This window comes from Nocardia sp. NPDC059240, assembly GCF_042753865.1.
Taxonomy (GTDB): domain Bacteria; phylum Actinomycetota; class Actinomycetes; order Mycobacteriales; family Mycobacteriaceae; genus Nocardia.
Genome location: NZ_JBHZAC010000002.1, coordinates 931,199 through 954,237 on the forward strand (window position 1 = coordinate 931,199; position 23,039 = coordinate 954,237).

Annotated in this window: 21 protein-coding genes; 6 read left to right on the forward strand and 15 right to left on the reverse strand. The window is 68.0% G+C overall.

Features of this window, described 5'->3' with window-relative positions:
- Positions 1–74 precede the first annotated feature (74 nt).
- The 3 genes from ACFXHA_RS09990 to ACFXHA_RS10000 form a co-directional block, all read right to left on the reverse strand.
- Complete coding sequence (locus ACFXHA_RS09990) at positions 75–1,106, reverse strand: aspartate-semialdehyde dehydrogenase (protein ID WP_379354876.1); 1,032 nt, start codon at positions 1,104–1,106, stop codon at positions 75–77.
- A gap of 4 nt (positions 1,107–1,110) precedes the next feature.
- Positions 1,111–2,376, reverse strand: a complete 1,266-nt coding sequence (locus ACFXHA_RS09995) for an aspartate kinase (RefSeq protein ID WP_379354878.1) — start codon at positions 2,374–2,376, stop codon at positions 1,111–1,113.
- A gap of 86 nt (positions 2,377–2,462) precedes the next feature.
- The gene (locus ACFXHA_RS10000; RefSeq protein WP_379354880.1) at positions 2,463–2,888 is read right to left on the reverse strand and encodes an SgcJ/EcaC family oxidoreductase; all 426 of its coding nucleotides are present in this window, start codon (positions 2,886–2,888) and stop codon (positions 2,463–2,465) included.
- A 96-nt stretch (positions 2,889–2,984) separates the two neighbouring features.
- Here ACFXHA_RS10000 and ACFXHA_RS10005 point away from each other — a divergent pair, with 96 nt between their 5' ends.
- Positions 2,985–3,461 carry a MarR family winged helix-turn-helix transcriptional regulator gene (locus tag ACFXHA_RS10005; RefSeq protein WP_379354882.1) on the forward strand — a complete coding sequence of 159 codons (477 nt, stop codon included), beginning with the start codon at positions 2,985–2,987 and terminating at the stop codon, positions 3,459–3,461.
- Here the strand turns inward: ACFXHA_RS10005 and ACFXHA_RS10010 are convergent, their stop codons facing one another.
- Positions 3,462–4,037, reverse strand: coding sequence for a dihydrofolate reductase family protein (locus ACFXHA_RS10010; protein ID WP_379354884.1), 576 nt, complete (start codon positions 4,035–4,037; stop codon positions 3,462–3,464). It abuts the gene before it with no gap.
- Between the two features lie 72 nt (positions 4,038–4,109).
- Here ACFXHA_RS10010 and ACFXHA_RS10015 point away from each other — a divergent pair, with 72 nt between their 5' ends.
- The 3 genes from ACFXHA_RS10015 (at position 4,110) to ACFXHA_RS10025 (ending at position 6,705) form a co-directional block, all read left to right on the forward strand.
- On the forward strand, positions 4,110–4,688 hold the full coding sequence (locus ACFXHA_RS10015) for a TetR/AcrR family transcriptional regulator (protein ID WP_379354886.1): 579 nt from the start codon (positions 4,110–4,112) through the stop codon (positions 4,686–4,688).
- Positions 4,689–4,892: 204 nt separating this feature from the next.
- Complete coding sequence (locus tag ACFXHA_RS10020) at positions 4,893–5,471, forward strand: SRPBCC family protein (RefSeq protein ID WP_379354888.1); 579 nt, start codon at positions 4,893–4,895, stop codon at positions 5,469–5,471.
- A gap of 25 nt (positions 5,472–5,496) precedes the next feature.
- The gene (locus tag ACFXHA_RS10025; protein ID WP_379354890.1) at positions 5,497–6,705 is read left to right on the forward strand and encodes a low temperature requirement protein A; all 1,209 of its coding nucleotides are present in this window, start codon (positions 5,497–5,499) and stop codon (positions 6,703–6,705) included.
- A 3-nt stretch (positions 6,706–6,708) separates the two neighbouring features.
- Here ACFXHA_RS10025 and ACFXHA_RS10030 read toward each other — a convergent pair whose 3' ends face one another.
- The 7 genes from ACFXHA_RS10030 to ACFXHA_RS10060 form a co-directional block, all read right to left on the reverse strand.
- Complete coding sequence (locus tag ACFXHA_RS10030) at positions 6,709–7,500, reverse strand: ion transporter (RefSeq protein ID WP_379354892.1); 792 nt, start codon at positions 7,498–7,500, stop codon at positions 6,709–6,711.
- Positions 7,501–7,576: 76 nt separating this feature from the next.
- On the reverse strand, positions 7,577–9,229 hold the full coding sequence (locus ACFXHA_RS10035; protein WP_379354894.1) for a GMC oxidoreductase: 1,653 nt from the start codon (positions 9,227–9,229) through the stop codon (positions 7,577–7,579).
- Between the two features lie 90 nt (positions 9,230–9,319).
- Entirely contained in the window at positions 9,320–10,030 is a 711-nt protein-coding gene (locus ACFXHA_RS10040; protein WP_379354896.1) for a type 1 glutamine amidotransferase, read from the reverse strand.
- On the reverse strand, positions 10,027–11,253 hold the full coding sequence (locus ACFXHA_RS10045) for a MurT ligase domain-containing protein (RefSeq protein ID WP_379355063.1): 1,227 nt from the start codon (positions 11,251–11,253) through the stop codon (positions 10,027–10,029). Before ACFXHA_RS10045 ends, ACFXHA_RS10040 begins: the two co-directional genes overlap by 4 nt.
- A gap of 77 nt (positions 11,254–11,330) precedes the next feature.
- The gene (locus ACFXHA_RS10050) at positions 11,331–11,951 is read right to left on the reverse strand and encodes a pyridoxamine 5'-phosphate oxidase family protein (RefSeq protein ID WP_379354898.1); all 621 of its coding nucleotides are present in this window, start codon (positions 11,949–11,951) and stop codon (positions 11,331–11,333) included.
- A gap of 64 nt (positions 11,952–12,015) precedes the next feature.
- Positions 12,016–13,779 (reverse strand): FAD-dependent oxidoreductase, encoded by a 1,764-nt coding sequence (locus ACFXHA_RS10055; protein ID WP_379354900.1) that lies wholly within the window; start codon positions 13,777–13,779, stop codon positions 12,016–12,018.
- A gap of 126 nt (positions 13,780–13,905) precedes the next feature.
- Complete coding sequence (locus tag ACFXHA_RS10060) at positions 13,906–14,874, reverse strand: EamA family transporter (protein ID WP_379354902.1); 969 nt, start codon at positions 14,872–14,874, stop codon at positions 13,906–13,908.
- A gap of 342 nt (positions 14,875–15,216) precedes the next feature.
- On the opposite strand from ACFXHA_RS10060, the gene ACFXHA_RS10065 reads away from it, so the two are divergent.
- Together ACFXHA_RS10065 and ACFXHA_RS10070 are read left to right on the forward strand one after the other, a co-directional pair.
- Complete coding sequence (locus tag ACFXHA_RS10065) at positions 15,217–16,113, forward strand: LysR family transcriptional regulator (protein WP_379354904.1); 897 nt, start codon at positions 15,217–15,219, stop codon at positions 16,111–16,113.
- 55 nt (positions 16,114–16,168) lie between these two features.
- The gene (locus ACFXHA_RS10070) at positions 16,169–17,158 is read left to right on the forward strand and encodes an LLM class F420-dependent oxidoreductase (protein ID WP_379354906.1); all 990 of its coding nucleotides are present in this window, start codon (positions 16,169–16,171) and stop codon (positions 17,156–17,158) included.
- Between the two features lie 57 nt (positions 17,159–17,215).
- Here ACFXHA_RS10070 and ACFXHA_RS10075 read toward each other — a convergent pair whose 3' ends face one another.
- From ACFXHA_RS10075 to ACFXHA_RS10090, 4 genes are all read right to left on the reverse strand, one after another.
- Positions 17,216–19,039 carry a MinD/ParA family protein gene (locus tag ACFXHA_RS10075; RefSeq protein WP_379354908.1) on the reverse strand — a complete coding sequence of 608 codons (1,824 nt, stop codon included), beginning with the start codon at positions 19,037–19,039 and terminating at the stop codon, positions 17,216–17,218.
- 139 nt (positions 19,040–19,178) lie between these two features.
- Positions 19,179–20,981 carry a 2-isopropylmalate synthase gene (gene leuA, locus ACFXHA_RS10080; protein WP_379354910.1) on the reverse strand — a complete coding sequence of 601 codons (1,803 nt, stop codon included), beginning with the start codon at positions 20,979–20,981 and terminating at the stop codon, positions 19,179–19,181.
- Between the two features lie 200 nt (positions 20,982–21,181).
- Positions 21,182–22,147, reverse strand: a complete 966-nt coding sequence (locus tag ACFXHA_RS10085) for a putative zinc-binding metallopeptidase (protein ID WP_379354912.1) — start codon at positions 22,145–22,147, stop codon at positions 21,182–21,184.
- A 2-nt stretch (positions 22,148–22,149) separates the two neighbouring features.
- The gene (locus ACFXHA_RS10090; RefSeq protein ID WP_379354914.1) at positions 22,150–23,037 is read right to left on the reverse strand and encodes a transglutaminase N-terminal domain-containing protein; all 888 of its coding nucleotides are present in this window, start codon (positions 23,035–23,037) and stop codon (positions 22,150–22,152) included.
- Positions 23,038–23,039: the final 2 nt, after the last annotated feature.

The window sequence follows — 23,039 nt, forward strand, 5'->3', positions numbered from 1 at the left end:
CGACGTAACTCCGCGTAAAAACTGAAAACGGACCGTGCACATTGTTGTGCACGGTCCGTTACAGCTAGATCTGATCAGTTGTTCAGCAGAACTTCCGCGATCTGAATGGTGTTGAGCGCCGCACCCTTCCGGAGATTGTCACCGGAGATGAACAGCGCCAGACCACGGCCGTCCGGCACGCCCGGATCCTGGCGGATGCGGCCGACGAGCGACTCGTCGATACCGGCGGCGGCCAGCGGGGTGGGGACATCGGTCAGCGTGACGCCAGGGGCCTTGGCAAGAAGTTCCTCGGCGCGCTCCACCGAAATCGGGCGAGCGAACTCGGCATTGATCGACAGCGAGTGACCGGTGAAGACCGGCACACGCACGCAGGTACCGCTCACCAGCAGATCCGGCAGACCCAGGATCTTGCGGGACTCGTTGCGCAGCTTCTGATCCTCGTCGGTCTCGCCGCTGCCGTCGTCCACCAGCGAACCCGCGAGCGGGATCACGTCGAAGGCGATGGGGGCGACGTACTTGTTCGGGGCCGGGAAATCGACCGCCGAACCGTCGTGCACCAGCTTCTCGGCGTCACCGATCACGGCGCGCACCTGTGTGACCAGCTCCTCCACACCGGCCAGGCCGGAGCCTGAAACCGCCTGGTAGCTGGACACGATCAGCCGCTGCAGGCCGGCCTCGTCGTGCAGCACCTTGAGCACCGGCATGGCGGCCATGGTGGTGCAGTTCGGGTTGGCGATGATGCCCTTGACCAGATTGCGGGTGGCCTCCGGGTTCACCTCGGAGACGACCAGCGGCACCTCGGGATCCTTGCGCCAGGCCGAGGAGTTGTCGATGACCGTGACACCGGCCGCCGCGAAACGCGGGGCCTGCACGCGGGACATGGTGGCACCGGCCGAGAACAGCGCGATGTCCAGTCCGCTCGGATCCGCGGTCTCGGTGTCCTCGACCACGATGTCCTTGCCGCGGAACGGCAGCGTCTTACCCGCCGAGCGCGAGGACGCGAAGAAGCGCACCTCGTCGGCCGGGAAGTTGCGCTCCTCCAGCAGCTTTCGCATGACGGCGCCGACCTGACCGGTCGCGCCGACGACGCCTACCCGTACACCCATGGTCTTATCGCCCCGTTCCGCCGTGGACCACGGCGACCTCGTCGCCGCCCAGATCGAATGCCGCGTGCAGCACCTTCACGGCCTCGTCCAGGTCGTGATCCTTGACCAGCACCGAGATTCGGATCTCCGAGGTGGAGATGAGGTCGATATTGATCCCGGCCTCGGCCAGCGACTCGCAGAAGGTGGCGGTCACGCCCGGGTGCGACTTCATGCCCGCGCCGACCAGCGACACCTTGCCGATGTGGTCGTCGTACACGACCTGGGAGAAGCCGATGTCGCCCTGCTGCTTGGTGAGCAGCTCGACGGCGCGCGGGCCCTCCAGCTTGGGCAGGGTGAAGGTGATGTCGGTCTTGCCGGTCTCCACCTTCGAGATGTTCTGCAGCACCATGTCGATATTGATCTCGGCATCGGCGACCGCTCGGAACACCTTGGCGGCGTAGCCCGGCTTGTCCGGAATGCCGACCACGGTCACCTTGGCCTCGCTGCGGTCGTGCGCGACGCCCGTGAGGATTGCTTGCTCCAAGGGGATGTCCTCCATCGATCCGGTAATCATGGTGCCCGTTTTGTCGGTGTACGAGGACCGCACGTGCACGGGCACGTTGTAGCGGCGCGCGTACTCGACGCAACGCAGCATGAGAACTTTCGAGCCGCAGGCGGCCATCTCCAGCATTTCCTCGTAGGAGACGGTGTCCAGCTTCTGGGCGTCGGTGACGATGCGCGGGTCGGCGGAGAAGACGCCGTCCACATCGGTGTAGATCTCGCACACATCGGCATTGAGCGCGGCGGCCAGCGCGACGGCGGTGGTATCGGAACCACCGCGGCCCAGCGTGGTCACGTCCTTGCTGTCCTGGCTCACCCCCTGGAAGCCCGCGACCAGCACGATCGTGCCCTCACCCAGCGCCTGCTGCACCCGGCCCGGGGCCACGTCGATGATCTTCGCGTTGCCGTGGGTGCCGGTGGTGATGACACCCGCCTGCGAACCGGTGAAGGAACGGGCCTCCGCGCCGAGCGAATGAATCGCCATGGCGACCAAGGCATTGGAGATGCGCTCACCCGAGGTGAGGAGCATGTCCATCTCGCGGGCGGGGGCGGCCGGCGCGACCTGCTGGGCCAGATCGAGGAGCTCGTCGGTGGTGTCGCCCATGGCGGAACACACGACGACCACATCGTGGCCCTGCTTCTTGGTCTCGATGATCCGCTCAGCGACCCGACGAATGCGCTCGGCGGTGGCGACCGAGGATCCTCCGTACTTCTGGACGACTAGAGCCACGGCGGAAATCCTCCAAGATCGACAAACTGCTGCTACCGACCCACAAGAGTACCGGCCCAGGTCGCCCGGATTTCCCCTACCTCCTGTTACTTGGCGAACAGCGCGTTGAAAAGCCAGTGGTACTTGGTGTTCTGGAAGGCGGCGACGGACCAGGCACCGTCGGTGCGGGCCACCACGTAGAGGACCATCTTGGTGTTGAAACGATTGCGCTTCTTACGGCCCTTCACCACCGCGCCGAGCCCGTGCACCAGGGCGACGTCCGGCGACACGAAGCGCACCGACGTGATCTCGCCATCGGTGCGGGTGCCCTTCAGATACTTCGTGAACAGCGGCGCGTGCGAGGCCTCGATGGCCTCCCGTCCGGTGATCCGCTGCCCGAACCACGTGACGTAATCGGCATCCGGCGCGAAGACGGCGGCGAACGCCGCGGCATCCCCGGCCGCCCAGGCCCGGTCGGCCTCGGCCAGCAGATCGCGGACGGCCGCTTCATCGGTGTACTGCTGCGTGGTCATGGTGTCCCTCCCGAAATATCTGAATCAAGCATCAAGTGAATCAGTAAGTAGTTGACTGAGTAAGATATTGTCCGAGTAAGACTAAGGTGTCAAGGGATGAGCAAAAAACACGACGAGCTGGGGGCCGCACTCACCTTCGCCGCCCAGCGCAGCGCCACCGATGCCGTGATGATGCACGGCGCCATGGCCGACAAGCTCGGCCTGCACGTCACCGACCTGCGCTGCTTGACCATGCTGCGGGCGAGCGGGCCCGCCACCGCCGGCGAGCTGGCCCAGCGCACCGGCCTGACCACCGGGGCCATCACCCGGATGATCGACCGGCTGCTCAAGGGCGGATTCGTTCGGCGCGAACATGATTCGAAGGATCGGCGCCGCGTCATCATCACCGCCGTGGACGAGCGCGTCGCCGAGATCGCGCCGCACTACGAGGTGCTGGCCCGCGAGTTCGGCAAGATCGCGGGCGATTACAGCGATGCGGAGCTGACCTTGTTGCTGGAGATCTTCAACCGGCTACACGAGACCGCCGTGCACGTCACCACGCTGCTGCGCGACGGCGACCGAACGGCCGGGTGATCAGGCCCGGTCCAGCCAGGTCACCTGCGTGCCGTTGGCGAATTCCCGCCGCTCGGCGACGGTGAACAGGCTCGGGCTGAAGTCGCCCGCGATCATCGGCACGCCCGCGCCCGCGATGACCGGGTAGCTCTTGATGATCAGCTGGTCGATCTCGCCGAGCAGCTGACCCGCCAGATCTCCGCCACCGCAGAGCCAGATATCAAGGCCCTCTTCCTGCTTCAGACCCTGGACCACTTCGACCGCATTACCCGAGACGATCTCCACTCGGGGATTGCCGACCGGCGCGAGGCTGCGAGAGAAGACGTACTGCTTCAGGTGATCGAACGGGCTCTCCACTCCCACGGCGAGGCCGGGCTCGTAGCTGCCCCGGCCCATCAGAACCGTGTCGATCCGCCGGTTCGGCGTATCGACCGGCATGCCGATCTGGGCCCGGACATGGGTCGGCACGGTCTCCGGCATGGCCTCGCCGAACCACGCCACCAGGTCCGTACTGATCGGATAGAAGTCGAATTCCCCCTGCGGGCCCGCGATGTAGCCGTCGAGGGAGACCGCCACGTAGTAGACGAGCTTTCGCATGCTTTACCGCCTTGTTCGTAGTACTGTGTCCGTAGTGGTTACAAACGTAGTACTACAACTGGAGTGGTGTCAATGGTTCGAACGAACCCGGAACGACGAAACACCTTGATCGACGCGGCAATCGAGGTCCTGGCCCGCGACGGCGCGCGCGGGCTCACCTTCCGCGCGGTCGACAAGGAGGCCGCGGTGCCCGCGGGCACCGCGTCCAACTATTTCCCCAACCGGGACGAACTGCTGGTCCAGGCCGGACACCGCTTCTACGAGCGGCTACAGCCCAGCAAAGAGACGATGGACCACCTGTTCACCGGGCCGCGCACCCGCGAGACCATCGCCGAACTGATGGCCGAGACCGTCGCGCGGGTGAGCGGATTCCGCACCGGCTACCTCGCCCTGCTCGAACTGCGCCTGGAGGCCACCCGCAGGCCGGGGCTGCAGGCCATCCTCACCGAGCGAGTGCGCGCCGATATCGATGCCAATGTGCGCAACCATCTGGAATCCGGGCTGCCCGGCGATGCCGACGCGGTATTGCTGCTCTATCTGGCCCTCAACTGGCTCATAGTCGAAAGGCTCACGCTGCCCGGCATTTTCGGGGACGACGAGGCGGCGCGGCTGATCCGGGCGGCGGTCGAGCGGGTCATTCCGGCCCTGTGACGGGCATCACCGCACGTCGAAGCCGGGCTCACTGAGCGGTTACCTTTTCGAGATATTTACTACCTGTTACGGCAACGGCGGATTCACCTGCCAGCCAGGGCAAATCGCCGTAATCAGACCGACCAGTCGGTAAGAAGCGGCTCCGAGCACAGTTGACTCTCGCAGCGACGCTGGTCACAATCGGTGCCCGAGTGGAGGGTAGATATGCGCACGAAAACTGACCACCGGTTCGTCATCGACATCGATCCCGAACAGGTGATGGACGCGTTGCTCATGGTCGAGCAGATGCCCGACTGGTCGCCCTCACATCAGGACGTGCGGGTCGCCACCCGCGACAAATTCGGCAGGCCCAAGCGGGCTTACGTATCGGCCAACCTGATGGGCCGCCCCGATCGGCAGGTCGTCGAGTACACCTGCACCGAGAACCGGGTCGAATGGCGGGTCAGCGAATCCAGCGCGGGCGCCGGCGGCAAGGGCTGGTTCGACCTCGCCGAAACCGAGGACGGCGCCACCGAGATCTGGTACCACTCCGAGCTCTACCTGCCGATTCCAGCGCCCGGCATGCTGCTCAAGCGCAGCGCCAAGCGCGAGGGCGAAGTCATGATCACCAACTTCATCGCCTTCGTCGAATCCGTCACCGGCATCGAGGGTCTCGGCGAAGCGGAAGAGGCGTCCTACGCCGAACCGAACGTCGCGGAGGACTTCAGCGGCTACGTCCAGCCGGGATACGCCCAGCGTATGGACTACGGCCGGAATTTCGAGCCGGGCTTCGGCACCGCCTGACACAATTCCGGGCAGTATGTCCCTCATGCCCGGTCCCGCCCGCACCCGCTTGATGCCGGTCGCCGAGGATGCCTCGGTCACCCAGCTGGAACTGTTCTTCGACCTGGTGATCGTCTTCGCCTTCACCATGGTCACCGACTTCGCCGCGCACGAGACCACCGCGGTCAATCTGCTGCGCGCCCTGCTGATCCTGGCCATGCTCTGGTGGGCCTGGATCGGATACTCGTGGCTCGGCAATGTGGTCAAGGCCGATGAGGGCATCGCCCGGGTGGCCTTGTTCGTGGCCATGGGCGCGGTCTTCATCATCGCGCTCACCGTCCCCGAGGCCTTCCACGATCTGCCCGGCGGCTGGTACGGGCCGCTGGTCTTCGTCATCGCCTACCTGATCGTGCGATTCATCCACCTGGCCGTGTTCTGGATGGCCAGCTCCCACGACGCGCAGTTGCGCCGGCAGGTGATCCGCTGGGCGGCAGGCTCACTCAGCGTGGCCAGCGTGCTGCTGGTGGTGGGCGCGGTCTCGCACGGCACCGCCCAGCTGGTGCTGTGGCTGGCCGCGCTGGTCTGGGACATGGGCTGGACGTTCTTCGCGGGCAACGAATGGCGGCTGTACTCGCCCTCGCATTTCGCCGAACGGTACGGGCTGATCGTGATCATCGCGCTCGGCGAATCCATCGTCGAGATCGGCGTCGGCGTGGCCGGGCTGCCGATCTCGTGGTCCATCACCGTGGGATCGCTGCTGGGACTAGCGGTCTCGGGACTGCTGTGGTGGGCCTACTTCGATGTCGCCGCCATGGTGGTCGAGCGGGCGATGCACCATGCCGACGGTGCGCGGCGGATTCAGATCGCGCGCAACTGCTACACCTTCTGGCACTTCCCGATGATCGCCGGAATCGTGGCCATGGCGCTGGGTTTGAAGAAGGTGCTCAGCTATGTGGGTGGGGCGCAGGGGCATTCGCTCAGCGATCAGCTGCACGGGATTCCGCTGTTCGCGCTCTACGGCGGCACGGCGGCGTATGTGTTCGCGCTGACCGGGTTCCGGCATTACGCGACCGGCAAGGTGCTGATGCCGCGACTGGTGACGGGAGTGGCTCTGGTGGTGCTGATTCCGGTCGCGTCGCTGCTGCCCGCACTGGGCGCGCTGGGCCTGCTGTGTGCCGTCCTGGCGACCTTGATCGGGTACGAGGTGGTGCGTTATGCCCAGCCGCGCGAAATGATCCGACACGGGCAGCTGTGACCCTCACGGAATGCGCGGGGTCACCCGATTGTCGACCGACTCCGCCACCCGCTCGCCGGCATGCACGGCGTCGCGGATCTGATTGATGTTCTCGCGCAAGGCATCGGCGACCAGTTCGTCGGTGCGCGGATCGGCGAGCACCTGGAAGATGACCCGGAAGCTGGCGTCCGCCACGCTGCGGATCATCTCCTCGTGGAACGGGACGTAGCGCACCTTCCCCAGGGCGGGATCGTTGCGGATGATCTCGAGGATCATCGCGTCGATCTCGGAGTGGTTCTCCTCCAGCGCATTCGCGATATTGCGGGTGTAGCGGCCGCAGCGCAACACCTCGGCGACCTCGTCCAGCACCGCCACCGCGACCGGGCGTTTGACGGCGTCGACGATCACGCCGACCGAACGGTTCACGATCGCGGCGGTGATCCGGTCGCCGAAGGCGCGGTCGGCGACCCGGCCGACGCGCACCGCGATCACCACGATGCGCAGCAGCCGGAAGCCGCGGAAGAACGGGCTGGTGACCGGGATCATGCCCAGCACCTCGTACCAGTAGATGAACGGGAAGGTCCAGCTCCAACCCTCCCGCCGCCAGCGCCACAGGAATTCGAGCAGGAACACGCCGCAGATGCTGTAGTCGACGATCCGGATGGTCCGGAAGGTCTGGTCGGCGACCGGGAAGAAGGTCACCCAGACCACCAGCGCCACCGAGACCACGGCGAGGGCGAGCATGAACAGATCGGTCCACAGGGCGGGCGGCTTGTGTGGAAACTCCCCCGCCTCCGGTGCGTCGGCCTCGATCACGACGTCCCCTTCCTCATCGAACGGTCCCGCCAGCGTAGTCGGCGCAAACGACCGGGGAAGGGCGTCGTGAGACGGCCTAGTGCCCGGCCCGGATGATCGCCTCGATATTGCGTTCGGCCACAGCGGTAATGGTGAGCGATGGGTTCACCGTCGCCGTACTGCCCGGGATACCCGCGCCGTCCATCACGTAAAGCCCCGGGTGGCCCACCACGCGGCCGTAGCCGTCGGTGGCCCGGCCCAGCACCGCGCCGCCGAGCGGGTGCGCGGTGAAGAAGCCTTGCGCGTCATAGGCGATCGGTGAGTAGTCGACCACCGAGCCGCCGGCCTGCGCCACCTTGTGATCCACCGCGCGGCACGCGGCCACCACCGCGTCCTGCGCCCCGCGCGGCCAGCTCAGGCCGACGCCGTTGCTGCCGCGGTCGTAGCCGAAGCGGGCCCGGGTCGGATCCAGCACGATGCCCAGCGAGGCGATCGCGCCGGTGTCCACCGGAATGCCCGGCACGTACCAGCTTTCGAGATGCAGCGGCATGCCCGCATCGTCGAAGATGCGGCTGGCGCTGGGCACGCCGCCGCCGGTGGCCGACAGCGAGCTGATGCTGCGGGCCAGCACCACATCGCCGTTGGTGCCCCAGCCGTCGCCGACATGCTCGTTGAGATTCGGCAGCGCACCGGTGGCCTGCGCGCGCACCAGCAGTTCGGAGGTACCGACCGAGCCCGCGCCCAGGAACAGGCGATCGCAGGTGAGGGTGCGGGTGCGCAGCACCTGACCGGCCGGGGACAGCTTGCTCACCGCGACCACGTACTTGCCGCTGCCGTCCTGGCCGATGGTGTCGACGCGGTGGCCCGGGAAGACGGCCGAGCGGCCGGTGCCCTCGGCATAGCGCAGATAGTTCTGGTTCAGATCGAACTTGGCGCCGTTGGAGTTTCCGAGATTGCTGCGCGAGGCCGTCGACGACGGGCGGCTGCCGCCCGAGAGCTCGGAGCGGACCACATCCCAGTTGAAGATCGAATCATTGGCCTGCGGTTCGTATCCCGCGGCCCGCACCTGCTGATCCCACACCCGGGAATGGGCGAAGGGCGCGGAGTCGTACACGTCCTGCGGCATGGTGGACAGCCGCAGCATCTGCCGGACCCGCGGGTAGTAGACCGAATCCAGTTCGTCGAAGTTGACCACGCCCCCGAAGACCTGGTCGAACAGGTGCTTCGGCGGCGCGACCATGGCGCCGGTGAACACGATCGACCCGCCGCCGACCGCCGCGGCCCGCCACACGTCGATGCCGGGGTACTGGGTGACATCCAGCACGCCACCGAAATCGCCGCACGGCATGGGGACCTTGTTGACACCGGTGAAGCTGGTGCGATGCCAGAAGCCGCGCCCGTCGGGCAGGTCGTCGCCGGTGAAGATCTCGCGCCAGGGATCGTTGGGCCAACGCGAACCGCGTTCGAGCACGGTGTTCTGCACGCCCGCCTCGGCGAGGCGCAGTGCGGTGACCGCGGCGCCGAAACCGGAGCCGATGACGATGGCTTCGCTGTGTTCCGGCGGATCCGGTAGCGGCGCGAAGATTTCCGGCACCCACGCCTGGAACAGCGTGTTCCACAGCGGATCGGCGGACGCGGTTCCGGCGCCGCGGTAGGCGGCACCCGTTCCGACACCCGCCAGCAGAGCCGCCATCCCGGCAGCCTTGAGCACGGCGCGTCTACGCAACCGGCCACCTCCCTCATCGACCATGGCCGCGCGCGAGATTACCGGTCAGCCGACCGGGCCTCAACACCTTCGTCGAGAAGAGACTCCCGGATATGCCCAACGGCTATTTCTTGTTCAGGCCCGCAGCCGTTCGCGCCGGAGCTGTTCGACCTCCGGGAGATCCAGTGGTGCAAGGGAATCCACGCCCAGGGCGCGGCACAGCAGGTAATCGGCGAGCTCGGGATTGCGGGCCAGCGCCGGGCCGTGCATGTAGGTGCCGAGCACCGAACCCTGGATGACGCCTTCGAGGCCGTCGCCGACCCCGTTGCCGACGCCCTTGGTGACGCGTCCCAGTGGTTTGGCGTCGCCGCCGAGCTTGGTTCCGCCACGGTGGTTTTCGAAGCCGGTGAGGGCCGCGGAGAGGCCCGGAATCATCGGCTGGGTGGCGACCTCGCCGATGGCACGCTTGTCCTGCGGCGAGGTGGTGACGTCGAAAAGGCCGACGCCGTCGACCCGTTCGCCGGAAGACGTCTCGTACCAGTGGCCGAGCACCTGGATGGCCGCGCAGATGGCCAGCACCGGCGCACCGCGCCCGGCGGCCTCCTGCAGCCCCGGGTAGCGCTGCAGGTGCCGGGTGGCGAGCCGCTGGGCCGAATCCTCCGCGCCGCCGAGGGTGTACACGTCCAGCGAGTTGGGAACCGGCTCGGTGAGCGGGATTTCGATGATCTCGGCGTCGTAGCCGCGCATGCGGGCCCGCTGGCGCAGCACCACGGCATTGCCGCCGTCGCCGTAGGTGCCCATCACATCGGGCAGGACGAGACCGATGCGGACGGTGGATTCGCTCATGCCTTGGTCCCCGTCTCCAGATCGCGGTTCAGGTCGCGGAACGCGGTGTAGTTGGCCAGCACTTCCACCCGGCCCGGCGGGCAGGAGGCGATGGCGCGCAAGGGATCCGCGACGGTGATGTGCTCGACGCCCGCGTAGGTCAGGCGCACCGCCAGATCGGTGGCACGCTCACCGGCGGCCACCACCTGGGTGCCCTCGAAGTGCTCGAAGCGCACATCCCACAGCCAGGACAGGTCCTCGCCGTCGGGCACCTGGCCGTTGACCGCGATCACCAAACCCGTTGCGGCCGGGTCGATCATGGACAGCGCTTCCTGCCAGCCCGCCGGATTCTTGGCCAGCAGCATGCGGGTATTGCGGCCGTCCACATCGATGCTGCGGTAGCGGCCCGCGATCTCGCGCACGGTGCCGGTGGCCGCCGCGGCCTTGACGGGATCCGCACCCAGTGCGACCGCGGCGGCCACGGCCTGCGCCGCGTTGCCGCGATTGGCCCGCCCCGGAAGGGCAAGGGAGAGCGGGATTTCCAGGCCGTCCGGCCCGTGCAGCCCCTGCTCGTCGACCCGCCACTGCGGTTCGGGGCGCTTGAAATCCGCACCCGTGCTGTACCAGTGCTCGCCCTCCCACACGATGGGCTCGCCGCTGCGCGGGCAGCTGGTGGCGTCCACCGCCCAGCCGCTACCGGCCGACACCCACACCACATTCGGGTGGTCGTAGGCGATGGAGGTGATCAGCACGTCGTCACAGTTGGCGATCAGCACGGCCGCGGGATGCCGGGCCATGCCCTCGCGCAGCCGGCGCTCGATCATATTGATCTCGCCGACCCGGTCGAGCTGGTCCCGGGAGAGGTTCAGCAGCACCACGACCGAGGGGTTGAGCGCGTCGGCCACATGCGGCAGATGCAGCTCGTCGACCTCGATGGCCGCCAGCGGCGCGGTGCGGTGTGCGGTGAGCGCGGCCACGATGCCCGCGTCCATGTTCGCGCCGTCGGCCTGGGTGGCGACCCGGCCGAGCGTCTGTAGCGCGGCCGTGGTCATCCGGGTCGTGGTCGACTTGCCGTTGGTGCCGGTGACCAGCACCGTGCGCTTGCCGCGACCCAACTGCGTCATGAGCGAGGGGTCGATCTTCAGCGCGATCAGCCCGCCGATCATGGAACCGTTGCCGCGCCCGGCCCGCCGCGACGCCCAGGACGCGGCCGTCGCCGCCCGCAACGCCAGCTGTCCCCGCATCGAAATGTCTGCCACGCCGCGAGTTTATTGGGATGGCGCGGTAGCGGGTGCGGCGGGCGGGGTGACGCCGGCCGCAGTCAGCTCTTGTAGAGCAGCGCCTGGTACTGGTTGGTGTAGTAGTCCTCGAGCTGTTCCACGGATTCCGCGGTGGCGGGCTGCAACTCCTTGACCAGGCGGGCCTGGGTCGGGAAATCGAATTCGGCCCAGCGCTCCGGCTTCCACAGGTCGCTGCGCAGCATGGCCTTGGCGCAGTGGAAGAAGATCTGCTCGATGGCGATCTCGATGGCCAGGATCGGGCGATGGCCCTTGACCACCATGTCGTCGAAATACGGTGCGTCGCTCAGCAGCCGGGCGCGGCCGTTGACGCGCAACGTCTCCCCGCGGGTGGGGATCAGGAACAGCACGCCCACATGCGGATTGGACAGGATGTTGAGGTAGCCGTCGGCACGGCGATTGCCGGGGCGTTCGGGGATCACGATGGTGTGGTCGTCGAGCACCTTCACGAAACCGGCCGGATCGCCCTTCGGCGAGGCATCGCAGTTCCCGTCGGCGTCGCTGGTGGACAGCACGATGAACGGGGAGTTGGCGATCCACTGCTTGTCGCGCGGGTGCAGTGCGACGCGCTCCTTGCTGACGGCCCGCGGGCCGGGCTCGCCGAGGAGTTCACGCAGCTGGGCCGGGTCGCTGATCTCGCTCATGACTCGATTCAACGCGCCCGGCACCCGTACGCACCAGCGATTTTGCGCCGGTGTGAGGAATTCCCTAGGCGTCGAACATATTCGGCTGCCCGGCCGAATACCGGGCGATGTCCAGTTGCCGGAACGGTTCCAGCACCTCCGCGCGGTAGAGCGTGAACAGTTTGCAGCGCGCGGCATCCGAACCGGTCACATCCAGCAGCTTGTTCACCGCCGTGCGGGCCGCCTCGGACGCGCCCTCCATGGTGGCCAGGTCCACATTGGTGCGCACGTAATCGCCTGCCAGATACAGGTTCTGGAGGGTGTCGGAGTGCGATTCCGGGCGCAGCGCCCAGGAACCCGCGGTGTTGATCAGCAAGGGGTCGGCGTTGGTGTTGCGCTGCTGCGCGGCATCCCAGGCGATCCCGGTGTCCAGGAACCAGGAGTGCAGGTCGTCGTCGCGCAGCAGGTCGGAGCGATCGTTGAGGTGCGCCTTGAGCTGTGCCCACACCTCCCGCGCGATCTCGTCGTGGGTGCACTCCTTGGCCGTCTTGCCGTAGAGCATGCCCGGCGTGTTCCAGTCGGAGATGTCGACCGACAGGCAGTCCTGCACGGTGCCGTCGCCCAATCCGGTGAACGGGGTCCGGTTCCAGAACTGGCCCTGCGAAATGGAGGTCAACGACCACGGTGAGTCCACGTAGGCGACGTGGCCGCGCGCGATATCGCTGGTCCGGCGCAGGAAGAACTGGATGCCGGTCATCCAGTCCACCGTCAGCTGGTTCATGCCCGCCAAATCCGGTCGCAGCGCGAGGATTTCGGGTGTCCACAGGGTGCGGGCCACCTCGACGGGCATGGCGCTCACGAAATGGTCGGCGGTGACCGTCTGGGCCGATCCGGCCGAATCCACCACTTGCGCACCGGAAATCCGCGCCCCGTCCAGCTCCAGACCGCGGACCTCGGCGTTGACGAAGGTGACGCCGAGATCCCGCAGCCGGTTCACCCACGGGTCGATCCAGGCCTCGTTGGTGGCCCCGTTCAAGAGCCGGTCCAACGCACCGTCATTGCCGACCTCGAGCGGATTGCCCAGGAACTGCTCGCCCATGGTGCCGATGGTCAGGGTGCTGGCCTTGTCCTCCCGCGCGGCCACCAGCAGCGTGGTGAGCGTGCGCGAGAGCAGCATGCGGAATTCGTTGGAGCGCTGGCCCGCACCCACGTAGTCGCGCCAGGAGACCTGGTCCCAGTGCCCGTAGCGGCGGGCGTCGCAGCTGGTGTTGAAGACGAGCAGCCGGTTCGCGAAGTAGGTGGCGTCGGCGGTGCCCATCCGGGTCGAGGTGGCGATGGCCGAACCGACCGTCTCCCGGAAGTCGTCCGGGGTGGCCCAGGGTTTCCCGAACCGGCCCATCGGAATGATCGTGCTGTCCGCGTCCTTGCGCGCGAATCGGGCCTCGGCGGCCGCGACCAGGTTGTCCCACACACCGTTCGCATTGCCCGCGAACGGGATTCGCCGCATGGTGTCGGGGATATGGCGGTAGAAGCCGGGGAAGAAGCGGAAGCCGTGCTCGCCCCAGAGCTCCGGGCGGCCGTCCTTGCCGGTGCCCGGCACCGCGATGCTGCGCGCCTTGCCGCCCAGGGCGCGCCGCTCGTAGACGGTCACCTCGAAGCCGCGTTCGGCCAGTTCGTGCGCGGCGGTCAGGCCGGCGACACCCCCGCCCAGCACCGCCACCCGACGTCCGGTGTCGGCCCGGGCACTGGTGCGCCGGGCGGCCCCCGCCGCCACCGCGCCCATCGCTCCGGCCGCCACCGCTCCACGCAGCACAGTCCGCCGCGTGACGGACAAACGCTGTCCTGCCATACCCGTTACCTCCCACGCCTGGTCCGCATCCTAGGGAGCTGTCGCAGACAGATGGTCGGTTGGGGTGGAAATTCTCATGCCGAGGGCCCGGATTCCTGACGGAAACCGGGCAAACAGGATGGTCGGCTAGACCTCGGCGAGATTCGGGTCGAATTCCACGCGGCGTGTCGGCTCGGCGGGTCGAATGGGCTCGGCGGGTTGAACCGGCTCGGCGACGCGGCGGCCCGCCGAGGTGGCGGTGAACGCGCCCACGATGACGATCACGGCTCCCAGCAGCGCCAGGGCCGACGGGGTCTCGTTCAAGAATGCCCACGAGGCGGCGATCCCCACCACCGGCACGGCCAGCGACAGCGGAGCGACCGTGCCCGCCGGGTAGCGACTCATCAGATACGTCCACAGCCCCGAGCCCGCGATGGTGCCCAGCAGCACGATGTAGGCCAGCGCCGCCAGCGCGGGCAGACCGCTCGCCGAGAAGGACCCGACGAGATCGTTCCAGCCCGTGGTCGGCCCTTCGGTCAGCACCGACAGCGTGAACATCGGAATCGGCGGCACCACGGCCATCCACAGCGTCAGATGCAACGGGTTGAGATCCTCGGATTCCGCTGCGGCCAACCGCGATCCGATATTGCCGAAGGCCCAGCCCAACCCGCCCGCCAGGGTGAGCAGCACCGGCAGCAGCGCAGCGTGGTGCGAACGGTCCCAGCCGATCACCCCCATCCCCAGCATGGCCACCGCGATGCCCGCCAACTGGATCCCGCGCAGCCGCTCCCGCAGGAACACGGCCCCGAGCAGCACGGTGAACGGCGCGGAGGACTGCAGCACCAGCGAGGACAACCCGGTCGGCATGCCGGCCCGCATGGCCGTGAACAGGAACGCGAACTGCAGAATCCCGAACCCCACGCCGTAGAGCAGCAGCCACTTGACCGGCACCTTGGGCCGCGGCACGAAGATCAGCACCGGAATCGCGATCACCGCGAACCGCAGCCCCGCGAAGAAGAACGGCGGGAAGTGCTCCAGCCCGATATGAATGGCCAGAAAGTTCAGCCCCCACAACACCACCACGGCGAGGCCGAACAGTCGATCACGATTGGTCATACCGAAAATCCTGCGGCCACCAATAGGTAAGCACAATCGAATAATTCTGCAACGACTATGTAGTAGAACTTAACCGTGCCCCAGCCAGACCCGCCCCGCTCGGTTCCGCCCCCGCGTCGCGTCACCCGCGCCACCCCCGCATCGGCGCAGCCTATCGACGCCTCCGGAACCACCCCGGCCCGGGCGAGACGCGTCGACTCGACGCCACGGGCGGGAACCGACCCGGCAGAGCGGAGCAGCGCGCCCGCGACCGAGTCCGTCCCTGCGCCGACCGCGCCTACCCCCGACGCGGCGGTAGCCGCATCCACAGGGCCTGTCCCGGTTCGCGCGGACGGGCCGCTCATGTCGCTCGAAAGGTTGCGTGTCCTACGGGAACTCGCGGATCGCGGGACGGTTGCCGCGGTGGCGGAGGCGTTGTCCATGACGCCTTCGGCGGTATCGCAGCAACTCAAGGTGCTGGCCCGGGAGGCCGGGGTCGCGCTGCTCGAACCGGACGGCCGCCGGGTGCGGCTGACCGATGCCGGGCGGGCGCTGGTGGTGCGGGCCGATGAGGTCCTGGAAGCCATGGAACGGGCGGTCACGGAGATGGCCGAGTATCGGGGGTCGCCGCGCGGGCAGGTGCGGGTGGCACTGTTCCCGTCGGGGGCGGCGCTGTTACTGCCGCAGGTGCTCTCGGAGCTGGCGGGCAGTGGCGTCGAGGTGGTGGCGGCCGACGAGGACGTGGTGCCGGGCGAGGTGCCGCGTTTGCTGGCCGATTACGACATGGTGCTCACACATCGGGACGAGCGCGCTCCGGCGCTCGGCGGGCCGCGCGTGGATACCCGGGTGCTGATGCGCGAACCGATCGATGTGGTGGTCGCCCCGGACCATCGGCTGGCCAAGCAGGGCGCGGTGGTGCCCGCCGAACTCTCCGACGAGACCTGGATCAGCGTCCGCACCGGCTTCCCGGTCGACGACGTACTGCGGTCGATCGCCACCGTCACCGGCGTTCAGCCCCGAATCGCGCAGCGCCTCAACGAATTCGCCGTCATCGAATCCCTGGTCGCCACCGGCTACGCCGTCGCCCTCATGCCCCGCTACGCCGTCCGCCACCCCGATCTGGTCATGCTGCGATTGGCGGGTGTCCGCGCCGCCCGGGTCTACGATCTGGCGACGCGCCCGCACGCCCACAAACGCCCCGCGGTCGCCATGGTCATCGCCGCGTTCCAGGCCGCGGCCCGGCGTGCAACGAATAGCTGAACACTCGGATCGACAGGTTGACTTGGAGTGCACTCCAGGTCCTAGCGTGGGCGCTATGAGCATTCGACTCGGGTATCAGATGCCGAACTTCAGCTACGGGGTCGCGCCGCGGGACTTGTTCCCGGCGGTGGTGGCGCAGGCGCGCGAGGCGGAGGCGGCGGGTTTCGACGCGGCCTTCGTGATGGACCACTTCTATCAGCTGCCGTTGCTGGGCGCGCCCGAGGAGCCGATGCTGGAGGCGTACAGCGCGCTGTCCGGCCTGGCCGCCTCGACCGAGCGAATCCAGTTGTCCGCCTTGGTGACCGGCAATACCTACCGGAACCCGGCCCTCACCGCGAAGACCGTCACCACGCTCGATGTGGTGAGCCGGGGCCGCGCGGTGCTGGGCATCGGGGCGGGCTGGTTCGAACTCGAGCACCAGGCGTACGGCTACGACTTCGGCACCTTCACCGAGCGATTCGAGAAGCTGGAGGAGGCGCTCGAGATCATCACCCCGATGCTGCGCGGGCAGCACTCCACCTTCGACGGCAAGTGGTATCGCACCCAGGACGCCATGAACGAGCCGCGAGTACGCGACGACCTGCCGATCATGCTCGGCGGCGGCGGTGAGAAGAAGACGTTCGGGCTGGCGGCACGCTTCGCCGACCACCTCAACATCATCTGCAATGCCTCCGAACTCCCCCGCAAGCTCGAGGCCCTGAATGCCCGGCTGGACGAGGCGGGCCGCGACCCGAAGACCCTGGAAACCAGCTTCCTGGCCTTCGTCATCGTGGACGAGGACGGCGATCGCGCCCGCAAGACCCAGGCCGACATGCTGGCCCGCATCGGCATCTCCGACCTGTCGGCCATCCCGACCGAGGAACTGCGCAAGACGCCCGCCGACCGGCAGTTCGTCGGTACCCCGGACGAGGTCGCCGAGCAGATCCAGTCCCGCGTGCTCGATCAGGGCATCGACGGGATCATCGTCAACATGGTGACCAACGGCCACGAGGAGGGCGCCGTCGAGCTCGCCGGTGGTGCGCTGGCTCCGCTGGTCAAGGGCTGAGCAAGGTACGAGAAAGCCCCGCGGTTCGATTGAACTGCGGGGCTTTTCGGTGCTCGGTCAGCCCTGCGGCTGGAAGCCGCCCTGCTGCTGCGGCGGGTAACCGCCACCCTGCGGGGGCTGCTGCGGATAGCCGCCCTGGCCCTGGCCCGGCGGGAACCCTTGCGCGGCAGCGTGATAGCCGAAGTCGTCGGCCACCATGGCGGCCAGCTCCAGCAGTGCGCGCCGGGTCGGCTTGCCGACCAGTTCCAGGTCGATCTCCGCGCCCTCGGCCAGGTGATCGTCGAACGGCACCACCTGCACCGCGCGGGTGCGGTCCAGGAACAGCTTGCGCAGCTGATCCAGGTCGACCGTCGAGGATCCCTTACGAGAAGCGTTGACCACCACCACGGTTCGCTCCACCAGCTTGTGGTAGCCGTGGTGGTCGAGCCAGTCCAGCGTCGCCGAGGCGCTGCGCGCGCCGTCGATGGCCGGGGAGGTGACCAGCACCAGCGAGCTCGCCATATCCAGCACCCCGGACATGGCCGAGTGCATCAGGCCGGTGCCGCAGTCGGTGAGGATGATGTTGTAGAACTGCTGCAGGATGCCGATGGCCTTGCGGTAGTCGGCCTCCGAGAAGGCCTCCGACACCGCCGGATCCTGTTCGGACGCCAGCACTTCCAGCCGACTCGGAGCTTGCGAGGTATGTGCCCGCACATCCGAGTACCGGCTGATGTGCCCGTCCTCCAACAGGTTTCGCACCGTGGAGCGGGTCTGCCGGGGCACCCGGTGCGCCAGCGTCCCGAGGTCCGGATTGGCGTCGATGGCGATCACCCGGTCACCGCGCAGCGAGGCGAAGGTGGAGCCGAGTCCGACCGTGGTGGTGGTCTTTCCGACGCCGCCCTTGAGCGACAGGATGGCGATCCGGTAGTCCCCGCGCACCGGCTGGTTCACCCGGTCCACCAGCTGCCGGTACACCACATCCGCGGCCGACTCACCCGGGTTGATGGAACCGCCGGACGCCTTGTGCACGGCGCGCCGCCACCCGCTGCGCGGCGCCCGCTTGGCCCGCTTCAACAGGTTCAGATCATTGACCGAGTGTCCCGGCGGCATCTGCTGGCCGAAACCCGGCTGCTGCCCGAACCCGCCCGGCTGCTGCGGAAAACCCTGCTGCTGCTGCGGATTCCAGCCGGGCTGGAACCCGACCTGGGGCTGCGGCTGCGACTGCTGCTGCGGCGGCGCGGCCGGGGGCGGCGACCAGCTGTAGATCGGCCCGCCCGGCTGATCATTGGCCGGCGCGAACTGTCCCGGCTGCCCGGGTCCCCCGAAATGTCCCGGCTCCATGGGGTTTTGGCCCTCGACCGGGGCGCCGTTCTCGGCGAATACGCGCCGGACCATGCCGTCGCTGCCGATCTCCTGGCGGATCTCGCCGTACGGCGTGTGATCCACCACCTCACCCAGCGGTGCCCCCGGCTGCGGAAAGCCGTTCGGCGCACCGGGATTCGGCGGCGGCGCGAATTGCCCGGCATCCGGCGGCGGGAAGCCGCCGGGGGCCTGGAAGCCCGGCGGACCGTAAGGTCCGGGACCGCCGGGCGCGAAGGGGTTGAAGCCTTCCGGTCCGCCCGGACCCGCGAAGGGGCCACCGGGCACGGTGAACGGGTTCTGCCCCGGGCCGGGGCCACCGGGGCCACCGGCCAGATGCACGGTCTGGTCCATGGAATCCGGTACCGGCGGGAAGAACCCGGCCGCCTGGTCCTCGACATCGCTCGCGCCCCTGGCCTCGGCGTGCCCGTCCGCCTGCGCCCCGTCTCGCTCGGCCTCGACGTCGGCCACCTTCACGGGGTCGTCGGCGTCCCCCGCGCCCTTGACAGGCTTCGAGGTCGAATTCTGATCGTTCGTAGTCACGTGTCCCCCATCTGCTCGACAGCTCGAACAGAGAGCTCGGCGGCGCTATTGCGTCCCAACGCTAGCATTTCCGAGCCCTCAAGACGTGGTGAGCCCGCCTCGACAACGTCGAGACGGGCTCTCCTACCTGCGGTTTCACTCAGCCCTTGCGGGCCGAGCGGTTGACTGCGGAGACCACCGCGCGCAGCGAGGCGGTGGTGATCGAGGTGGCGATGCCGACACCCCACGTCACCTGGTCGCCGATGGCGACCTCGACGTACGCGGCGGCCTGGGCGTCGTCACCCGAGGACATGGCGTGCTCGCTGTAGTCCAGCACCCGCACGTCGTAGTCGATGGTGGCCAGGGCGTCGACGAAGGCGGCCAGCGGGCCGTTGCCCTCACCGGAGATGGCCTGTTCGACACCGTTCACCTTGACCACGGCCTCGATGTGGTCGACGCCGCCGTCGATCTCCGAGGCGGTGACCTTCTGGCGGATGCGCTCCAGCGGCAGGATCGGGGTCAGGTACTCCTCGGAGAAGACGTCCCACATCTCCTTCGGGGTGACCTCGCCGCCCTCGCCGTCGGTGATCTTCTGCACGGCCTGCGAGAACTCGATCTGCAGGCGGCGCGGCAGCACCAGCCCGTGATCGGTCTTCATGATGTAGGCCACGCCGCCCTTGCCGGACTGCGAATTCACCCGGATGACAGCCTCGTACGTGCGGCCGACGTCCTTCGGGTCGATGGGCAGGTACGGGACCTCCCACACGATGTCATCGACGTCCGCGCCCTGCGCGTCGGCGGCGGCCTTCATGGCGTCCAGGCCCTTGTTGATGGCGTCCTGGTGCGAGCCGGAGAACGCCGTGTAGACCAGGTCACCGCCGTACGGGTGACGCTCGGCGACGGGCAGCTGGTTGCAGTACTCGACCGTGCGCCGGATCTCGTCGATGTTGGAGAAGTCGATCTGCGGGTCGATGCCGCGGGAGAACATGTTCATGCCCAGCGTGACCAGGCAGACATTGCCGGTGCGCTCGCCGTTGCCGAACAGGCAGCCCTCGATGCGGTCCGCGCCGGCCTGGTAGCCCAGTTCCGCGGCGGCCACGGCGGTGCCGCGGTCGTTGTGCGGGTGCAGCGACAGCACGATGGAGTCGCGGCGGGCCAGGTTGCGGTGCATCCACTCGATGGAGTCGGCGTAGACGTTGGGCGTCGCCATCTCCACGGTCGCGGGCAGGTTGATGATCAGCGGCTTCTGCGGCGTGGGCTGAATGATCTCGGAGACCGCGTCGCACACCTCGCGGGCGTAGTCCAGCTCGGTGCCGGTGTAGGACTCCGGGCTGTACTCGTAGCGCCAGTTGGTGTCCGGGTAGCGCTTCTCGACCTCCAGGCACAGCGTGGCGGCGTCGGTGGCGATCTTCTTGACGGCGGCGCGGTCGGCGCGGAACACGACCTTGCGCTGCAGGATCGAGGTCGAGTTGTAGAAGTGCACGATCACATTGGTCGCGCCGGCGCAGGCCTCGAAGGTGCGCTCGATCAGCTCGGCGCGCGACTGGGTCAGCACCTGGATGGTGACGTCGTGCGGGATCGCGCCGTCCTCGATGATCTCGCGGACGAAATCGAAGTCGGTCTGCGAGGCGGACGGGAAGCCGACCTCGATCTCCTTGTAGCCCATCCGCACCAGCAGGTCGAACATGCGGCGCTTGCGGGCGGGGCTCATCGGGTCGATCAGCGCCTGGTTGCCGTCGCGCAGGTCCACGGCACACCAGCCGGGGGCGACATCGATGATCTTGTCCGGCCAGGTGCGGTCCGGCACGGTGACCGGCTCGACCTCTTCGGCGAACGGGCGGTACCGGAATACCGGCATCGAGGAGTTCTTCTGCGTGTTCCAGGCCGGTTGGTCGGCGGGCGCAGGCTTGGACGGCGCGGTGATGGTGCGCGTACCGGATACGAAAGCGTCAGCGGGTGACATGGCGATTTATCTCCGAGGGTGTGGCTGGATCCCAGGTGTGGGGTAGACCGGCGCGGCGAAGCCCCGCGACGGGAAGCCGGTCCGTATCAGAACCCGTCGCGGCGGCCGAGGAGAAGAGCCCGCTGCATGATGATCGAGAGTTTACAGGGCCGAAATAGGAGCCCGGAAGGTGGGGAGGCGGGGACCACAGTCCGAGTGTGTCACCCCTGCCCGGCCGACGCGCAGAGTTCGTGAATGAAGCGCATTTTGTCCAGAACCGGGGCCGCCAGCACGAAGGGATACGAATCCCGGTGGCCCATGGCGCGATTCATCATATTGAGGGCCCAGGCCAGGGGTAGCCACAGCTCGATGAGGCGGTCGAAGGCGGCGTCGCCGATCGGCGGGCGCTCCAGGGTGGCCCCGGCGGGGGCGAATCCGAAGGCGGCTGCGGTGTCGAGGGTGTCGCGCATGTGCAGGTAGTGGGCGAAGGTTTCGGCCCAGTCCTCGGCGGGGTGCATGGTGGCGTATTGGGAGACGTGGGTGTTCTCCCAGCCGGGCGGTGCGCCCTCGGCGTAGTGGCGGTCGAGGGCCTGCTGGTAGTCGGCGGCCGGGTCGCCGAACAGGGTGTGGAAGCGGTCCGGGTCGGTGACGAGGACCCCGAAGTAGTAGTGGCCGATCTCGTGGCGGAAGTGGCCGAGCAGGGTGCGGTAGGGCTCGTCCATCTCCAGGCGCAGGCGTTCGCGATGCAGATCGTCACCCTCGGCGAGGTCGAGGGTGATGACGCCGTCGGCGTGGCCGGTGATGACCGGGTCCTCGGCGCTCGAGAGCAGGTCGAAGGCGAGGCCGGTCAGGGGCAGGGCGAGTTCGGTGAGTTCGAGCACGAGGCGGCGTTTGGCGGCCTCGGCCTCGCCGAAGGCGGTGAGCCACTTGCCTTCCGGGGCAGCCGGGCGACGACGGGTGAGGCGGCAGGATTCACACAACTCGGGTTCGGTGCCGTCGGGTGGCGCGGGGACCAGCCAGTTGCACTGTGCCAGGTACTGATTCGCGCACATGGCCTGCTTGTCCGGCTCGACGAGCAGCAAAGCCCGTGCGGCGAGGTCGAAGCCGAGGTTGCCGCCGCAACCGAGGCAGACGGTGTTCTCGAAGGCCAGTTGCTGACCACAGTGGGGGCAGGCGAAATCGCGCATGATCAGTCCTCGACCGGGGCGACGTCCACGGAGACCGCGATGGTGGATTTTTTGGCGTCGGTGTAGATGATGCCGCGCAGCGGCGGCACGTCGGCGTAGTCGCGGCCCCAGCCGACGGTGACGTAGCGGTCGTCGACGAACTGATTGTTGGTGGGGTCGAAGCCGATCCAGTGGCCGGGCTCGCCGTCGGCGCCATGGCCGCCGGGCAGCCAGACGGCGGCCCAGGCGTGGGTGGCGTCCGCGCCGACCATGCGTTCCTTGCCGGGCGGCGGGTCGGTGGCGAGGTAGCCGGAGACGTAGCGGGCGGCCAGGCCCTGCGAGCGCAGGCAGGCGATGGCCAGGCGGGCGAAGTCCTGGCAGACACCGCGGCGGTCGGCGAACACGTCGGCGACGCGGGTGCTGACGGTGGTGGACCCGGATTCGTAGGTGAAATCGGTATTGATCCGCGCGGTCAGTTCCTTGATCGCGTCGAGGAGCGGGCGGCCGGGCGGGAAGGTCTCGGCCGCGTAGGCGGCGACCTCGGGAATGATCTCCGGTGGCGTCAGATCCAGCGTGAATTCGACTGCGAGCGGCCCGTTTTCGCTGGTGGGGCGGGCCTGTTCCCAGGCGGGCTGGTCGTCGGGGGCCGACGGGGGCGTGATCTCGACGAGGGATTCACCGGTCACCTCGAGGCGGCGGTGCTCGGCGGTGACATGGAAATAGAGGGTGGTGTTGCCGTACACATCGGTGCCCACCGACCGGTCCGAGGGGACCGGATCAACGCGGATGTCGTGCGAGAGCAGCCGCTGGCCCGGAAACTCTCGCGGCGTGAGATACGCACGGCCGTAGGAGCTGTTGACCACATCCGAGTACACGTAGACGGTGCGGTGCAGCACCCGGAGCCGTCGCATGA

What these genes read in the sequence shown, in the direction of transcription:
- ACFXHA_RS10055 (WP_379354900.1), bottom strand. Translation starts at nt 13,779, where the DNA reads ATGGCAGGACAGCGTTTGTCCGTCACGCGGCGGACTGTGCTGCGTGGA.
- leuA (WP_379354910.1), bottom strand. Translation starts at nt 20,981, where the DNA reads ATGTCACCCGCTGACGCTTTCGTATCCGGTACGCGCACCATCACCGCG.
- ACFXHA_RS09990 (WP_379354876.1), bottom strand. Translation starts at nt 1,106, where the DNA reads ATGGGTGTACGGGTAGGCGTCGTCGGCGCGACCGGTCAGGTCGGCGCC.
- ACFXHA_RS10045 (WP_379355063.1), bottom strand. Translation starts at nt 11,253, where the DNA reads ATGCGGGGACAGCTGGCGTTGCGGGCGGCGACGGCCGCGTCCTGGGCG.
- ACFXHA_RS10070 (WP_379354906.1), top strand. Translation starts at nt 16,169, where the DNA reads ATGAGCATTCGACTCGGGTATCAGATGCCGAACTTCAGCTACGGGGTC.
- ACFXHA_RS10085 (WP_379354912.1), bottom strand. Translation starts at nt 22,147, where the DNA reads ATGCGCGATTTCGCCTGCCCCCACTGTGGTCAGCAACTGGCCTTCGAG.
- ACFXHA_RS10010 (WP_379354884.1), bottom strand. Translation starts at nt 4,037, where the DNA reads ATGCGAAAGCTCGTCTACTACGTGGCGGTCTCCCTCGACGGCTACATC.
- ACFXHA_RS10000 (WP_379354880.1), bottom strand. Translation starts at nt 2,888, where the DNA reads ATGACCACGCAGCAGTACACCGATGAAGCGGCCGTCCGCGATCTGCTG.
- ACFXHA_RS10035 (WP_379354894.1), bottom strand. Translation starts at nt 9,229, where the DNA reads ATGGTCGATGAGGGAGGTGGCCGGTTGCGTAGACGCGCCGTGCTCAAG.
- ACFXHA_RS10065 (WP_379354904.1), top strand. Translation starts at nt 15,217, where the DNA reads ATGTCGCTCGAAAGGTTGCGTGTCCTACGGGAACTCGCGGATCGCGGG.
- ACFXHA_RS10025 (WP_379354890.1), top strand. Translation starts at nt 5,497, where the DNA reads ATGCCCGGTCCCGCCCGCACCCGCTTGATGCCGGTCGCCGAGGATGCC.
- ACFXHA_RS10050 (WP_379354898.1), bottom strand. Translation starts at nt 11,951, where the DNA reads ATGAGCGAGATCAGCGACCCGGCCCAGCTGCGTGAACTCCTCGGCGAG.
- ACFXHA_RS10040 (WP_379354896.1), bottom strand. Translation starts at nt 10,030, where the DNA reads ATGAGCGAATCCACCGTCCGCATCGGTCTCGTCCTGCCCGATGTGATG.
- ACFXHA_RS10060 (WP_379354902.1), bottom strand. Translation starts at nt 14,874, where the DNA reads ATGACCAATCGTGATCGACTGTTCGGCCTCGCCGTGGTGGTGTTGTGG.
- ACFXHA_RS10090 (WP_379354914.1), bottom strand. Translation starts at nt 23,037, where the DNA reads ATGCGACGGCTCCGGGTGCTGCACCGCACCGTCTACGTGTACTCGGAT.
- ACFXHA_RS10005 (WP_379354882.1), top strand. Translation starts at nt 2,985, where the DNA reads ATGAGCAAAAAACACGACGAGCTGGGGGCCGCACTCACCTTCGCCGCC.
- ACFXHA_RS10020 (WP_379354888.1), top strand. Translation starts at nt 4,893, where the DNA reads ATGCGCACGAAAACTGACCACCGGTTCGTCATCGACATCGATCCCGAA.
- ACFXHA_RS10015 (WP_379354886.1), top strand. Translation starts at nt 4,110, where the DNA reads ATGGTTCGAACGAACCCGGAACGACGAAACACCTTGATCGACGCGGCA.